We start from the raw sequence: 14,221 nt of genomic DNA on the forward strand, positions 1-14,221 counted from the left end.
TACCTTTACAGCTCCGGCTCTTGGGCACTGCCCAGGGGCCGGAGCTTTTTTGCGTTGAGGTAAGGTCAGGAGGCATCATCGGCTCGTTTCGCACAGGAGGCCCCCGGGTGGAGGTCCAGGAGACGCGTGTCCAGACGGACCGGGTCCTCACCATCCCCAACATCCTCAGCATGGCACGGCTCGTCGGCGTACCCGTCTTCCTGTGGTTGATCCTCAGGCCCGAGTTCGGGGGCCCGAAGAGCGACGGCTGGGCTCTCCTCGTGCTGGCCTTCAGCGGGGTCAGTGACTATCTGGACGGCAAGCTCGCCCGGCGGTGGAATCAGATCAGCAGTCTCGGTCGGCTTCTCGATCCTGCCGCCGACCGGCTGTACGTCCTTTCCACGCTGCTCGGTCTCACCTGGCGGGAGATCCTGCCGCTCTGGCTGACCGCCCTCCTGCTCGCGAGGGAGCTGATGCTTCTGGTGATGGTGGGCATCCTCCGCCGGCACGGGTATCCGCCGCCCCAGGTGAACTTCCTCGGGAAGGCAGCCACCTTCAACTTGATGTACGCCTTCCCGTTGCTGCTTCTCAGCGACGGGCACGGTTGGATCGCGTCACTGGCTGCTGTTTTCGGATGGGCGTTCGCCGGGTGGGGTACAACCCTCTACTGGTGGGCAGGAGTGCTCTACGTGGTACAGGTCCGCCGTTTGGTTCGTGCGGACGCCATGGCCGATTGAGCTCGGCGATTGTCCGGACGTTACGCCACGATGGCCCGCGGTGGAAAAGTGCGGGACAATCTGGACGGGTGAAGTCGGCTAGACCGTCGTCTCTTGTGAGGAGGACGCTTCCGACATGAAGGCCGTCGTGATGGCCGGAGGCGAAGGCACCCGCCTGCGCCCCATGACCTCTAGCATGCCCAAGCCGCTCCTGCCCGTGGCCAACCGCCCGATCATGGAGCACGTGCTGCGGCTGCTCAAAAGGCACGGGCTCACCGAGACCGTTGTCACCGTCCAGTTCCTGGCATCGCTCGTCAAGAACTACTTCGGCGACGGCGAAGAGCTCGGAATGGAGCTCACGTATGCCAATGAGGAGAAGCCACTCGGTACCGCCGGAAGCGTCAAGAACGCCGAAGAGGCGTTGAAGGACGATGCCTTCCTCGTCATCTCCGGCGATGCCCTGACTGACTTCGACCTCACCGAGCTGATCAATTTCCACAAGGAGAAGGGTTCGCTGGTCACGGTCTGTCTGACCCGCGTCCCCAATCCGCTGGAGTTCGGCATCACCATCGTCGACGAGGAAGGCAAGGTCGAGCGTTTCCTGGAGAAGCCGACCTGGGGGCAGGTCTTCTCCGACACGGTCAACACGGGCATCTATGTCATGGAGCCCGAGGTATTCAACTACGTCGAGCCCGATGTTCCGGTCGACTGGTCCGGTGACGTTTTCCCGCAGCTGATGAAGGAGGGCAAGCCGATCTACGGCTTTGTCGCCGAGGGCTACTGGGAGGACGTCGGCACCCACGAGAGCTACGTGAAGGCCCAGGCCGATGTGCTCGAGGGCAAGGTGAACGTCGACATCGACGGCTTCGAGATCTCCCCCGGTGTGTGGGTGGCGGAAGGCGCCGAGGTGCACTCCGATGCCGTGCTGCGCGGGCCGCTGTACATCGGCGACTACGCGAAGGTCGAGGCCGGCGCGGAGATCCGGGAGCACACCGTCGTCGGCTCGAACGTCGTCGTCAAGAGCGGAGCCTTTCTGCACAAGGCCGTGGTGCACGACAACGTGTACGTCGGGCAGCACAGCAATCTCCGTGGCTGTGTCGTCGGCAAGAACACCGACATCATGCGCGCCGCGCGGATCGAGGACGGCGCGGTCATCGGTGACGAGTGCCTGATCGGTGAGGAATCGATCGTTCAGGGCAACGTCCGGGTCTACCCGTTCAAGACCATCGAGGCCGGCGCCTTCGTCAACACGTCCGTCATCTGGGAGTCCCGGGGCCAGGCCCATCTGTTCGGTGCCCGTGGTGTGTCCGGCATCCTGAACGTGGAGATCACGCCGGAACTCGCCGTACGGCTGGCCGGTGCCTACGCGACCACCCTCAAGAAGGGCTCCACGGTCACCACGGCCCGCGACCACTCCCGAGGCGCCCGTGCGCTCAAGCGGGCGGTCATCTCCGCCCTGCAGGCCAGCGCCATCGACGTACGCGACCTGGAGAACGTACCGCTGCCCGTGGCCCGGCAGCAGACCGCGCGGGGCAGCGCCGGCGGCATCATGATCCGGACCTCGCCGGGTGTGCCGGACTCGGTCGACATCATGTTCTTCGACGGCAACGGCGCCGACCTCTCGCAGGGCAGCCAGCGCAAGCTGGACCGGGTGTTCGCGCGGCAGGAGTACCGGCGGGCGTTCCCCGGCGAGATCGGTGACCTGTACTTCCCGGCGAGCGTCTTCGACTCCTACACCGGATCGCTGCTGCGGAACGTCGACACGACCGGGATCGCCGATTCCGGCCTGAAGGTGGTCGTCGACGCCTCCAACGGCAGTGCCGGCCTGGTGCTGCCCAGCCTGCTCGGCAAGCTGGGCGTGGACTCCCTGACCATCAACCCCGGTCTGGACGAGTCCCGGCCCACGGAGACCGAGGAGATGCGGCGCAAGGGGCTGGTGCGGCTGGGCGAGATAGTGGCGTCCTCGGGGGCCGCGTTCGGTGTCCGGTTCGACCCGGTCGGCGAGCGGCTGTCGCTGGTGGACGAGAAGGGCCGGATCATCGAGGACGACCGCGCGCTGCTGGTGATGCTGGACCTGGTGGCCGCGGAGCGGCGCAGCGGCCGGGTGGCGCTGCCGGTGACCACGACCCGGATCGCCGAGCAGGTGGCCGCCTACCACGGCACCCAGGTGGAGTGGACCACCACCTCGCCCGACGACCTCACGCGCGTGGGCGGCGAGGAGGGCACCATCTTCGGCGGTGACGGCAAGGGCGGCTTCATCGTCCCCGAGTTCAGCAGCGTCTACGACGGCACGGCGGCCTTCGTACGGCTGATCGGGCTGGTGGCGCGCACGCAGCTCACGCTGAGCCAGATCGACGCGCGGATCCCGCGGGCGCATGTCCTCAAGCGGGACCTGGCCACGCCGTGGGCCGTCAAGGGCCTGGTCATGCGGCGGGTGGTCGAAGCCGCAGGGGATCGCTTCGTCGACACGACGGATGGTGTGCGGGTCGTGGAGACGGACGGACGCTGGGTGATGGTGCTGCCCGACCCGGCCGAGGCCGTCACCCACCTGTGGGCCGAGGGCCCCGACGACGCCTCGGCGCAGGCCCTGCTGGACGAGTGGTCGGCCGTCGTGGACAGCGCCGGACGGTAAGAGGATGCGCTAAGAGGACAAGACCACCGGACGGCAGAACCCACGCACGCGCGCGTGCCGGACAAGTGTCCCCCAAGGGGGCCTGTCCGGCACGTGGGTGGGGCCATTCGGAGGTACTCCTCTCGACATGCGACGATGTGCGGCATGCCGCAGCAACCCCCCGTTCGGAGCAGACCCCCGCGGTCGCAGCGCCCGGACGCCTCCATGTCGTTGATCACCAACGTCATGGACCACAGCCTCGACGACGGGTACGCCGAGGCCGCCGCCCGCAGGAAGTCCGCGGGCGAGGGCGGCCTGCCCAGGACCCTGAGGGCGAAGCTCGGTCTCGCGGCCGGCCTCGTCCTCGCGGCGCTGGTCGTGACCGTCGGGGCGGCACAGACGCAGGCGGCGGCGCCCGTGGTCGCCAAGGAGCGGCAGGAACTGATCGACCGCATCGACAGCGAGACGGCGAACGCCGACAAGCTGGAGGGCACGGTCGACCGGCTCCGGGACGACGTCAGCGCGCGGCAGCGGGTGGCGCTGAAGTCGAGCGGCGGCAGCGCGCAGGCGGACCTGGTGGGCGTGCTGTCGGGCGCCACGGCGGTCCACGGTCCGGGCGTCAAGCTCGTCGTGGACGACGCCAAGGAGGCCAGCACCGGCGGTGACGGGACCAACCCGCGGGAGACCTCAGGATTCTCCGACACCGGCCGGGTGCGCGACCGGGACATGCAGCGCGTGGTGAACGGGCTGTGGCAGTCCGGCGCCGAGGCCGTCTCCATCAACGGGCAGCGGCTGACCGCCCTGTCCGCGATCAGGGCCGCGGGAGACGCGATACTGGTCGACAACAGGCCGCTGGTGCCGCCGTACACGGTGCTGGCGGTGGGGGACGGGCACCGGTTGAGCACCGAGTTCCAGAACAGCGCGGACGGCTTGTACCTGCACGCCCTGGAGCAGAACTTCGGCATCCGCGCCACCATCTCCGCGGAGGGCGACCTGCGGTTGCCCGCCGCACCGAGTGTGATCGTACGCACGGCACAGCCGGGCACCGGGAAGACCGAGAAGACCGAGAAGACGGAGAAGGGCACATCGTGATCGCCGTACTGGGCCTCGTCGTGGGAGTCGTGGCCGGCCTGTTGGTCCGGCCCGAGGTTCCGGCGGTCGTCGAGCCGTATCTGCCGATCGCCGTCGTCGCGGCGCTGGACGCCGTGTTCGGCGGTCTGCGGGCCATGCTCGACGGGATCTTCGACGACAAGGTCTTCGTGGTGTCGTTCCTGTCGAACGTGGTCGTCGCCGCGCTGATCGTGTTCCTGGGCGACAAGTTGGGCGTCGGTGCGCAGCTGTCCACGGGTGTCGTGGTCGTCCTCGGCATCCGGATCTTCTCCAACGCCGCGGCGATCCGGCGGCACGTGTTCCGGGCGTGACATCGATGAGCGAGCAGAACGAGCCGGACGAGCAGCCGGAGCAGCAGAAGACGCCGGAGCAGCAGAAGAAGCCGGAGAGGCCAGAGAAGCCGGAGAGGCCGGAGAGGCCGGAGAGGCCGGAGAGGCCAGAGAAGCCGGAAAGGCCGGATACTCCGCGGAAGGCGGAAGAGCCGGAGAACCGGCTGCGCAGGGAACTGCCCGAAGAGGTACCCGCGCGGGCACCGGAGCCGGAACCGGAGCAGCAGGCCGAAGGGCAGCTGACCGGGCGGCAGCGGCTGGTCAAGGGAGTGTGGCCGCCGCGGTTCACCCGGGCCCAACTCATCGTCGCCGTGCTGTTGTTCGGCCTCGGCTTCGGCCTGGCGGTGCAGGTGGCCTCCAACAGCGAAACGGACAGCGCGCTGCGCGGCGCACGCCAGGAGGATCTTGTGCGCATTCTCGATGAACTGGATTCGCGTACTCAGCGTCTTGAGGACGAGAAGCAGGGACTCGAAAAGCAGCGCCAGGAACTGCAGAGCAGCTCCGACCAGGCGGCGGAGGCTCGCAAGCAGACGGCCGAGAAGGAGAAGCAACTCGGCATCCTGGCGGGCACCGTGGCGGCGCAGGGTCCCGGCATCACGATGACGATCGAGGACACGAAGGGGACGGTCAAGGCGGACATGCTGCTCGACGCGATCCAGGAGCTGCGCGCGGCCGGTGCGGAGGCGATCCAGGTGAACGGGGTCCGAGTGGTCGCGAACACCTACTTCACGGACTCGGGCAACGGAGTCGGCGTCGACGGGAACAAGATCAACGCCCCCTATCGTTTCAAGGTCATCGGCAAGCCGCAGGATCTGGAGCCGGCGCTGAACATCCCGGGAGGCGTGGTGCAGACACTGGAGAAGGAGCAGGCCACGGTGACGGTCCAGCAGTCGGACAAGATCGTCGTGGACGCCTTGCGACAGGCGAAGCGGCCTGACTACGCTCGGTCGTCCTCCCAGTGAACCGGCGGTGCATGGGGGACATCCGGCAGGGGCATGAGGTTGCGGGGGGTCGGCGCACCGAAGGAGTGGTGCGTGGTGGAAACTGTCCGGTGGATACGGACGTTGTGAGAATGTCCGGCTCGGCCGGTGTAGGCAATCAGGGTTCGTCCTGCCCCACGGGCGGGTCTGTTTCGGTCAAGGGGAATCGCCCGTGAAGTTGTTTGCGAAGTTGTTCCGCAAGAGCGCGCGAGAGGGCAGCGACAACGCGACCGCTCGGCACCGCGCGCAGCCTGACGCGGAGGGCCAGCGCCCGCTGTTCCGGGACCAGGTGGCTGGTCCGGGCGGTGACATTTCCGGAGGTCAGGGCGGGGCGTCGGTTGACCCTGCCCAGTCCGGCGGCATAGGTTTCGGGCAACCGTCAACCTCAGGTGCGGGTGGAGGGTTCGCCCCCGGTCCGTACGCGTCCAACGCCCCGGCGGGGCAGCCGCAGGAGGATCCGTCGATGTCGGTCCTGGTGTGTACGAGGTGCGGTAACCGCAACGCGGAGAACGCCCGCTTCTGCTCCAACTGTGGCGCGCCGCTGCGCCCCGGAGTGGCCCCGGAGCGTGCCGCCGAGACGACGTCCACCATTTCGATCTCGGGTCTCGAGGCCTACGACTCCGAGGTCACCGGCCAGACCCAGGTGCCGATGCTGTCGCCCGAGGCGCAGGCCGCGGTGGACGCGCTGCCCATGGGCTCGGCCCTGCTGGTGGTGCGCCGCGGACCGAACTCGGGCAGCCGCTTCCTGCTGGACAGCGACCTGACCACGGCCGGCCGTCATCCGCAGAGCGACATCTTCCTGGACGACGTCACGGTCTCGCGTCGGCACGTGGAGTTCCGGCGCCTCGCGGACGGCTCGTTCACGGTGGCCGACGTGGGCAGTCTGAACGGCACGTACGTCAACCGCGAGCGGATCGACCAGGTGGCTCTGTCGAACGGTGACGAGGTGCAGATCGGCAAGTACCGGCTGGTGTTCTACGCGAGCCGGCAGGGCATCTGACCCGCCCCCGGACCGGTGTCCGGGGGGACTCCCAGGGAAGGTCCATGCTTCAAACACCGAGCGGCGGTGCCGGAAGCGGTACCGCCGCCAGGGACAGTGGGCTGATGAGCATCGGCACGGTGCTGAACGCGCTGCGCGACGAGTTCCCCGAAGTCACCATCTCCAAGATCCGTTTCCTGGAGTCGGAGGGGCTCATCGAGCCGCAGCGGACGCCTTCGGGGTACCGCAAGTTCAGCGCCGGGGACGTCGAGCGCCTGGCGCATGTCCTGCGGATGCAGCGGGACCACTATCTGCCGCTCAAGGTGATCCGCGAGCATCTGGACGCCATGGAGCGGGGCGAGGCCGTCCAGCTGCCGGTCGTGGGCCGTCAGCGCACCGCCGAGGACGTTCCGGAGCCGGCCGCGGCGCCCACCGTGGCCCGGGTCGGCAGGGCCGAGCTGCTGGCGACCGCGGAGATCGACGAGGGCGACCTCAAGGAGTGGGAGTCGTACGGGCTCATCGCTCCCCTGGCGGACGGGGTGTACGACGCCGAGGCGGTCACCGTGGCCTCGCTCGTCGCCGCACTGGGCCGCTTCGGTATCGAGCCACGCCATCTGCGGGTGATGAAGGCGGCCGCCGACCGCGAGGCCGGGCTGGTCGACCAGGTGGTGGCCCCGCTGAGGCGCCACCGCAACCCCCAGACCAGGGCCCATGCCGAGGCCCGGGCGAAGGAGCTGGCGGCGCTCACGGTGAAGCTGCACGCCGCACTGGTGCAGACCGCGCTCGGGGTGCGGCTGCCGTGAAGGCCGGGGGCTGCCAGCGGCCGGATCGGGCACCTGTTCCCGGCCCGACTACCCAAATGTCGCGGGCACGGCCTAGGGTTGCTGTGTGAACGAGCTCGATGTCGTAGGTGTCCGGGTCGAAATGCCCTCCAACCAACCGATCGTGCTCCTGCGCGAAGTGGGAGGCGACCGTTACCTCCCCATCTGGATCGGGCCGGGGGAGGCGACGGCGATCGCCTTCGCCCAGCAGGGCATGGCCCCCGCCAGGCCGCTGACCCACGACCTGTTCAAGGACGTGCTGGAGGCCGTCGGCCAGGAGCTGACCGAGGTACGCATCACCGATCTACGTGAAGGTGTCTTCTACGCGGAGCTGGTCTTCGCCAGCGGTGTCGAAGTCAGCGCCCGTCCCTCCGACGCCATAGCGCTGGCCCTGCGGACGGGGACGCCGATCTACGGCAGTGACGCGGTGCTGGACGACGCCGGCATCGCCATCCCGGACGAGCAGGAGGACGAGGTGGAGAAGTTCCGCGAGTTCCTCGACCAGATCTCGCCCGAGGACTTCGGCACCAGCAGCCAGTGAGGGTGCACGGCCGGTGCATATCGGCGCCCGGCGCGCGGGCATGTGCCACCGGCCAAGGAGAGCGTCCTACGGCCTCCCCCGAAAGCATTCGGCTAGCCTTTCCCCGCGGTGGGGCACGGGAAACCACTCCTAGGGTGATTATCACTCGGCGTGCCGAGTGTGGCGATCGTTGACGCACCCCTGGTGACTGCCTACCGTCGTGAAGGCAGGTCAAGGACGGAGGTCGGCGTGAGAACCAGCGGCGACGGTACGGCTGGGGGTGCCCCCGTGCGCGGTTTCGGGGAGAGCGGTCCGTACCCGGTTCACAGCAGCGCGGTGGATCACGCTCCGCAACGGCCGACAGCGGTGCCGAACGGCGGAGGGGCGGCGGCCATGACGTCCGAGCAGATCGGCTATCGGGGGCCCACGGCCTGTGCGGCCGCTGGCATCACCTACCGGCAGCTCGACTACTGGGCCCGCACCGGGCTCGTCGAGCCGAGCGTACGGCCCGCGTACGGGTCGGGCACGCAGCGGCTGTACAGCTTCCGGGACGTCGTCGTCCTGAAGATCGTCAAGCGGTTCCTGGACACCGGTGTCTCGCTGCAGAACATCCGCACGGCCGTGCAGCACCTCAGGGAACGCGGTTTCCGTGACCTGGAGCGGATGACCCTGATGAGCGATGGCGCCACGGTGTACGAGTGCACCTCGCCGGACGAGGTCCACGCCCTGCTCCAGGGTGGTCAGGGCATCTTCGGGATCGCCGTCGGCGTGGTGTGGCGGGACGTGGAAAGCGCACTCTCCCAGCTGCACGGGGAGCGCATCGACACCGGCGAGACCCTGGTCGGGCACAATCCCGCGGACGAGCTGGCGCGGCGCCGTAACCGGGCCGTCTGACACCGCTCCCGCGCTTTGACACGGGCCCCCCTCCGCGGCGGGGGCATTGTCAGTGCCGTGGTGCAGCATCGGAGATGTGAGAAACGCGCCCACGATCCTGCATCTCGACATGGATGCCTTCTACGCCTCGGTGGAGCAGGCATCCAAGCCGAGCCTGCGCGGGAAGGCGGTCGTCGTGGGCGGACTCGGGCCGCGTGGGGTGGTGGCCACCGCGTCGTACGAGGCACGTGTCTTCGGGGTCCACTCGGCGATGCCCATGGCCCAGGCACGCCGGCTGGCACCCAACGCCGCGTATCTGGTCCCGCGCTTCACCGTGTACCGGGCGATCAGCGAGCAGGTGATGGCGCTGCTGCGGGAGCTGTCGCCGCTGGTGGAGCCGCTCAGCCTGGATGAGGCGTTCGTGGACCTGGAGGCCGGCGGGACGGCCTGGGACGAGGAGTCGGCGCGGCTGGCCGGGGTCAAGCTGCGCGCGGACATCCAAGCGGTCACGGGGCTGACCGGATCGGTGGGGCTAGCCGCCTCCAAGATGCTCGCCAAGATCGCCTCGGAGCAGGCCAAGCCGGACGGCCTGGTGCTCATCGAGCCGGGATCCGAGCGGGCGCTGCTGGGGCCGATGCCGGTGCGGACCCTGCCGGGGGTCGGGCCGGCCACCGGCGACCATCTCCGCCGGGCCGGGATCACGACGGTCGAGGAGCTGGCCGAGGCGGGCGAGGACGAGCTGGTCCGGCTGCTCGGCAAGGCGCACGGGCACGCGCTGTACGCCATGGCGCTGGCCCATGACGAACGGCCCGTGGTGGCCGAGCGCGAGGCGAAGTCGGTGTCGGTCGAGGACACCTACGACGTGGACATCCACGACCGGCTGCGGATCGGGCTGGAGGTGCGGCGGCTCGCGGACCGGTGTGTGGGGAGGCTGCGCGGGGCGGGGCTTTCGGGGCGGACGATCGTGCTCAAGGTGCGCAGGTACGACTTCTCGACCCTGACCCGCTCCGAGACGCTCAGAGGGCCCACGGACGATCCGGCGGTCGTACGGGAGGCGGCCGCGCGGCTGCTGGACTCGGTGGACACCACGGGTGGGGTACGGCTGCTGGGCGTGGGTGTTTCCGGGCTCGCCGACTACACCCAGGAGGACCTGTTCGCGCAGGCGATGCCACTGCCTCCGGCGGATGAGCCGGAAAGGGCTGAGGGGGAGGCCGTGGCGGAGCGGCCGGAGCCCGTGGAACGCCAGTGGCGCGCAGGGCAGGACATACGGCATACGGAGTACGGGCATGGGTGGGTGCAGGGGAGTGGGCTGGGGCGGGTGACCGTGCGGTTCGAGACGCCGCAGTCCCCTCCGGGGCGGGTGCGGACGTTTTTTGTCGATGATCCTGCGCTGGAGGCCGCTGATCCGTTGCCCCTGGTTTTGGAGCTTGCCCACCCGCCCGCCCGTCTCGGTCGGTCAAGCAGTGGCCGACACGGGGCTCCGCCCCGGACCCCGGAGGAAGAACACCGGACCTCGGAGGCGGATCACCGGGCCCCGGAGGTGGATCACCGGGCCTCGGAGGTGGATCACCGGGCCCCGGAGATGGGTCACCGGGCCTCGGAGGTGGGTCGCCGGGCCCCGGAGGTGGATCATCGGAGTCCGGAGGTGGATCAGAGGGCTCACGTCTCCTCCGAACCCGCCAGTTTGCCGAAGTCGTGGTCCGGTACGGGAGGAGGTGAGGTCACGTCCAGGCCGTAGTGGTGGTAGAGCTGGAGCTCCTGTTCGGGGGAGAGATGGCGGCCCACGCCGAAGTCCGGGGCGTCCTTGATCAGGGCGCGGTCGAAGGGGACGTGGAGGGAGCCCTCGATCAGTTCGCTCGGCTCCAGGGGGACGAAGGCGTCGCGGGAGAACAGGCCGGTGCGTATGGCCGCCCACTCGGGCACGCCGGTCGCGTCGTCGAGGTACACCTCGTCGATGGTGCCGATCTTGGTGCCGTTGCGGTCGAACGCCTTGCGGCCGATCAGGTTGCGCGGATCGATCTCGGTCTGCACGGTCCGTCTCCCTCCACTTGGTCGCAACTCATCCGTAAGCACTACGAAAGAGCACATTCAGGGAGGCGGCCACTCGAGGGCCCGTGCGTTGACCTCGCTGGTAGGCTGACAGCGGCTGCTGACCCCGTGCGGGAGAGTCCTCCGACCACCTCGGAGGCGCCGAAGGAGCAAATCCTCCCCGGAATCTCTCAGGCTCACGTACCGCACGGACGAGGTCACTCTGGAAAGCAGAGCGGGTGTCGACGGCTTCCGCTCTCACCGACGGTGAAAGCCGGGGCGTGCCCGGTGAAGCTCTCAGGTTGAGATGACAGAGGGGGAGGCCGTCCGGGCACCCGCGCCGTGGTGCCCTCGAAGGTCGTGTCAGACCAGGAGGCCTCCGCAATGACCGCCCATCGCATTCCGCTCTCGGAGCTCGAAGCGGGTATCCCGTTCGAGCAGCGCCACATCGGGCCCGACCAGGAGGCGCGGGCCAAGATGCTCGCGCAGGTCGGCTACGGCTCGCTGGACGAACTGACCGCCGCGGCGGTCCCCGATGTGATCAAGAACGCCGACGCCCTCGACCTGCCGGGCGCCCGCACCGAGGCCGAGGTGCTCGCCGAGCTGCGCTCGCTCGCCGACCGGAACCAGGTCCTCGACTCCATGATCGGACTCGGGTACTACGGCACCTTCACCCCGCCCGTCATCCTGCGCAACGTCATGGAGAACCCCGCCTGGTACACGGCGTACACGCCGTACCAGCCGGAGATCTCCCAGGGCCGCCTCGAAGCCCTGCTGAACTTCCAGACGGTGGTCGCCGACCTCACCGGGCTGCCCACCTCCGGCGCCTCCCTGCTCGACGAGGGCACCGCCGCCGCCGAGGCCATGGCGCTGTCCCGCCGCATGGGCCGGAACAAGAAGGGCCTGTTCCTGGTCGACGCGGACGCGCTGCCGCAGACCATCGCCGTGATCGAGACCCGGGCCGAGCCGACCGGTGTCGAGGTCGTCGTCGCCGACCTCAGCGACGGCATCCCGGCCGACATCGCCGCGCGTGAGATCAACGGCGTGCTGATCCAGTACCCGGGCGCCTCCGGTGCCGTACGCGACATCAAGCCGGTCATCGACCAGGCCCACGAGCTCGGCGCGCTCGTCACCGTCGCCGCCGACCTGCTCGCGCTGACCCTGCTGACCTCGCCGGGCGAGCTCGGCGCGGACATCGCCGTCGGCACCACCCAGCGCTTCGGTGTGCCGATGGGCTTCGGCGGCCCGCACGCCGGCTACATGGCGGTGCACGAGAAGTTCGCGCGCAGCCTGCCCGGCCGTCTCGTGGGCGTCTCCGTCGACGCCGACGGCAACAAGGCCTACCGGCTCGCGCTGCAGACCCGTGAGCAGCACATCCGCCGGGAGAAGGCGACCAGCAACATCTGCACCGCCCAGGTGCTGCTCGCCGTGATGGCCGGCATGTACGCCGTCTACCACGGGCCGGAGGGCCTGCGGACCATCGCCCGGCGCACGCACCGGTACGCCACCATCCTCGCCGAGGGTCTGAAGGCGGGCGGCGTGGAGATCGTGCACGGCGCCTTCTTCGACACCCTCACCGCGCGCGTGCCCGGCAGGGCCGCCGAGGTGGTGGCCGCGGCCCGGAAGAACGGCGTCAACCTGCACCTGGCCGACGCCGACCACGTGTCGATCGCCTGCGACGAGACCACCAAGCGGGCCCAGCTGGCCGCCGTGTGGTCCGCCTTCGGTATCGAGGGCGACATCGAGGCGCTGGACGCGACCGCCGAGGACACCCTGCCCGAGGCACTGCTGCGCACCGACACGTACCTCACCCACCCGGTCTTCCACCAGTACCGTTCCGAGACCGCGATGCTGCGCTACCTGCGCAGGCTGGCCGACCGCGACTACGCGCTCGACCGCGGCATGATCCCGCTGGGCTCCTGCACCATGAAGCTCAACGCGACCACCGAGATGGAGCCGGTCACCTGGCCCGAGTTCGGCCAGTTGCACCCCTTCGCGCCCGCCGAGCAGGCCGAGGGCTACCTCACGCTCATCCGTGAGCTGGAGGAACGTCTCGCCGAGGTCACCGGCTACGACAAGGTCTCCCTGCAGCCGAACGCCGGTTCGCAGGGCGAGCTGGCCGGCCTGCTGGCCGTACGCGGCTACCACCGTGCGAACGGCGACGAGCAGCGCACCGTCTGCCTGATCCCGTCCTCCGCGCACGGCACCAACGCGGCCAGCGCCGTGATGGCCGGCATGAAGGTCGTCGTCGTCAGGACCGCCGAGGACGGCGAGATCGACGTCGAGGACCTGCGGGCGAAGATCGAGCAGTACCGCGACGAGCTGGCGGTGCTGATGATCACCTACCCGTCGACGCACGGCGTCTTCGAGGAGCACGTCGCCGACATCTGCGCCCAGGTCCACGAGGCCGGCGGCCAGGTGTACGTCGACGGCGCCAACCTCAACGCCCTGGTCGGCCTCGCCAAGCCGGGCCACTTCGGCGGTGACGTCTCCCACCTGAACCTGCACAAGACGTTCTGCATCCCGCACGGCGGCGGCGGCCCCGGCGTCGGCCCGGTCGCGGTCCGCTCGCACCTGGCGCCGTACCTGCCGAACCACCCGCTGCAGCCGGCCGCGGGCCCGGAGACGGGTGTCGGCCCGATCTCGGCCGCTCCCTGGGGTTCGGCGGGCATCCTGCCGATCTCGTGGGCGTACGTCCGCCTCATGGGCGGCGAGGGCCTCAAGCGCGCCACGCAGGTGGCCGTGCTGTCGGCGAACTACATCGCCAAGCGCCTGGAGCCGCACTACCCGGTGCTCTACACCGGTCCCGGCAACCTGGTCGCGCACGAGTGCATCATCGACCTGCGCCCGCTGACCAAGGCGACCGGCGTGAGCGTGGACGACGTGGCCAAGCGCCTGATCGACTACGGCTTCCACGCGCCGACCATGTCCTTCCCAGTGGCCGGCACCCTGATGATCGAGCCGACCGAGTCGGAGGACCTCATCGAGCTGGACCGGTTCTGCGACGCGATGATCGCCATCCGCGCGGAGATCGAGAAGGTCGGTGCGGGGGAGTGGCCGGCGGAGGACAACCCGCTGCGGAACGCCCCCCACACCTCCGCCGCGCTCGGCGGTGAGTGGAAGCACGCCTACAGCCGCGAGGAGGCCGTCTTCCCGGCCGGTGTGTCGGCCGCGGACAAGTACTGGCCGCCGGTGCGCCGTATCGACCAGGCCTTCGGCGACCGCAACCTGGTGTGCTCCTGCCCGCCGCTGGACGCGTACGAGGACTGACTGGA

General features: G+C 69.3%; 12 protein-coding genes and 1 riboswitch. Of the genes, 11 read left to right on the forward strand and 1 reads right to left on the reverse strand.

Annotation, left to right across the window (positions count from 1 at the left end):
* The first annotated feature begins 107 nt into the window (after positions 1–107).
* The 10 genes from clsA to ABB07_RS32410 all read left to right on the forward strand — a co-directional run bounded on the left by clsA (position 108) and on the right by ABB07_RS32410 (position 10,656).
* Complete coding sequence (gene clsA, locus ABB07_RS32365; RefSeq protein WP_208902038.1) at positions 108–716, forward strand: cardiolipin synthase ClsA; 609 nt, start codon at positions 108–110, stop codon at positions 714–716.
* 115 nt (positions 717–831) lie between these two features.
* On the forward strand, positions 832–3,327 hold the full coding sequence (locus ABB07_RS32370) for a mannose-1-phosphate guanyltransferase (RefSeq protein WP_208902039.1): 2,496 nt from the start codon (positions 832–834) through the stop codon (positions 3,325–3,327).
* Between the two features lie 204 nt (positions 3,328–3,531).
* A complete protein-coding gene (locus tag ABB07_RS32375) occupies positions 3,532–4,398 on the forward strand; it encodes a DUF881 domain-containing protein (RefSeq protein ID WP_244189578.1) in 867 nt (288 codons plus the stop codon).
* On the forward strand, positions 4,395–4,727 hold the full coding sequence (locus tag ABB07_RS32380; RefSeq protein ID WP_003988855.1) for a small basic family protein: 333 nt from the start codon (positions 4,395–4,397) through the stop codon (positions 4,725–4,727). The genes ABB07_RS32375 and ABB07_RS32380 overlap by 4 nt, the downstream gene beginning before the upstream one ends.
* Before the next feature lie 5 nt (positions 4,728–4,732).
* Complete coding sequence (locus ABB07_RS32385) at positions 4,733–5,707, forward strand: DUF881 domain-containing protein (RefSeq protein WP_244189579.1); 975 nt, start codon at positions 4,733–4,735, stop codon at positions 5,705–5,707.
* A gap of 190 nt (positions 5,708–5,897) precedes the next feature.
* A complete protein-coding gene (locus ABB07_RS32390; RefSeq protein ID WP_244189580.1) occupies positions 5,898–6,725 on the forward strand; it encodes an FHA domain-containing protein in 828 nt (275 codons plus the stop codon).
* 44 nt (positions 6,726–6,769) lie between these two features.
* On the forward strand, positions 6,770–7,507 hold the full coding sequence (ftsR, locus tag ABB07_RS32395) for a transcriptional regulator FtsR (RefSeq protein WP_208902041.1): 738 nt from the start codon (positions 6,770–6,772) through the stop codon (positions 7,505–7,507).
* Positions 7,508–7,592: 85 nt separating this feature from the next.
* Positions 7,593–8,066 (forward strand): bifunctional nuclease family protein, encoded by a 474-nt coding sequence (locus tag ABB07_RS32400; RefSeq protein ID WP_053666762.1) that lies wholly within the window; start codon positions 7,593–7,595, stop codon positions 8,064–8,066.
* Positions 8,067–8,294: 228 nt separating this feature from the next.
* Positions 8,295–8,939, forward strand: a complete 645-nt coding sequence (locus tag ABB07_RS32405; protein ID WP_142218969.1) for a MerR family transcriptional regulator — start codon at positions 8,295–8,297, stop codon at positions 8,937–8,939.
* A 76-nt stretch (positions 8,940–9,015) separates the two neighbouring features.
* On the forward strand, positions 9,016–10,656 hold the full coding sequence (locus ABB07_RS32410) for a DNA polymerase IV (protein WP_244189581.1): 1,641 nt from the start codon (positions 9,016–9,018) through the stop codon (positions 10,654–10,656).
* On the opposite strand, the gene ABB07_RS32415 is transcribed toward ABB07_RS32410, so the two are convergent.
* Complete coding sequence (locus ABB07_RS32415; protein WP_208902042.1) at positions 10,578–10,949, reverse strand: PRC-barrel domain-containing protein; 372 nt, start codon at positions 10,947–10,949, stop codon at positions 10,578–10,580. The two genes, ABB07_RS32410 and ABB07_RS32415, sit on opposite strands and share 79 nt — an antisense overlap.
* A 119-nt stretch (positions 10,950–11,068) precedes the next feature.
* Positions 11,069–11,163: riboswitch (glycine riboswitch) on the forward strand.
* A 167-nt stretch (positions 11,164–11,330) separates the two neighbouring features.
* On the opposite strand from ABB07_RS32415, the gene gcvP reads away from it, so the two are divergent.
* A complete protein-coding gene (gene gcvP, locus ABB07_RS32420; RefSeq protein WP_208902043.1) occupies positions 11,331–14,216 on the forward strand; it encodes an aminomethyl-transferring glycine dehydrogenase in 2,886 nt (961 codons plus the stop codon).
* Positions 14,217–14,221: the final 5 nt, after the last annotated feature.

This window comes from Streptomyces incarnatus (assembly GCF_001027185.1).
GTDB lineage: Bacteria > Actinomycetota > Actinomycetes > Streptomycetales > Streptomycetaceae > Streptomyces > Streptomyces puniciscabiei.

Coding starts and splice junctions, on each gene's coding strand:
- ABB07_RS32370 (WP_208902039.1), top strand. CDS start 832: ATGAAGGCCGTCGTGATGGCCGGAGGCGAAGGCACCCGCCTGCGCCCC.
- ABB07_RS32375 (WP_244189578.1), top strand. CDS start 3,532: ATGTCGTTGATCACCAACGTCATGGACCACAGCCTCGACGACGGGTAC.
- ABB07_RS32385 (WP_244189579.1), top strand. CDS start 4,733: ATGAGCGAGCAGAACGAGCCGGACGAGCAGCCGGAGCAGCAGAAGACG.
- ftsR (WP_208902041.1), top strand. CDS start 6,770: ATGCTTCAAACACCGAGCGGCGGTGCCGGAAGCGGTACCGCCGCCAGG.
- gcvP (WP_208902043.1), top strand. CDS start 11,331: ATGACCGCCCATCGCATTCCGCTCTCGGAGCTCGAAGCGGGTATCCCG.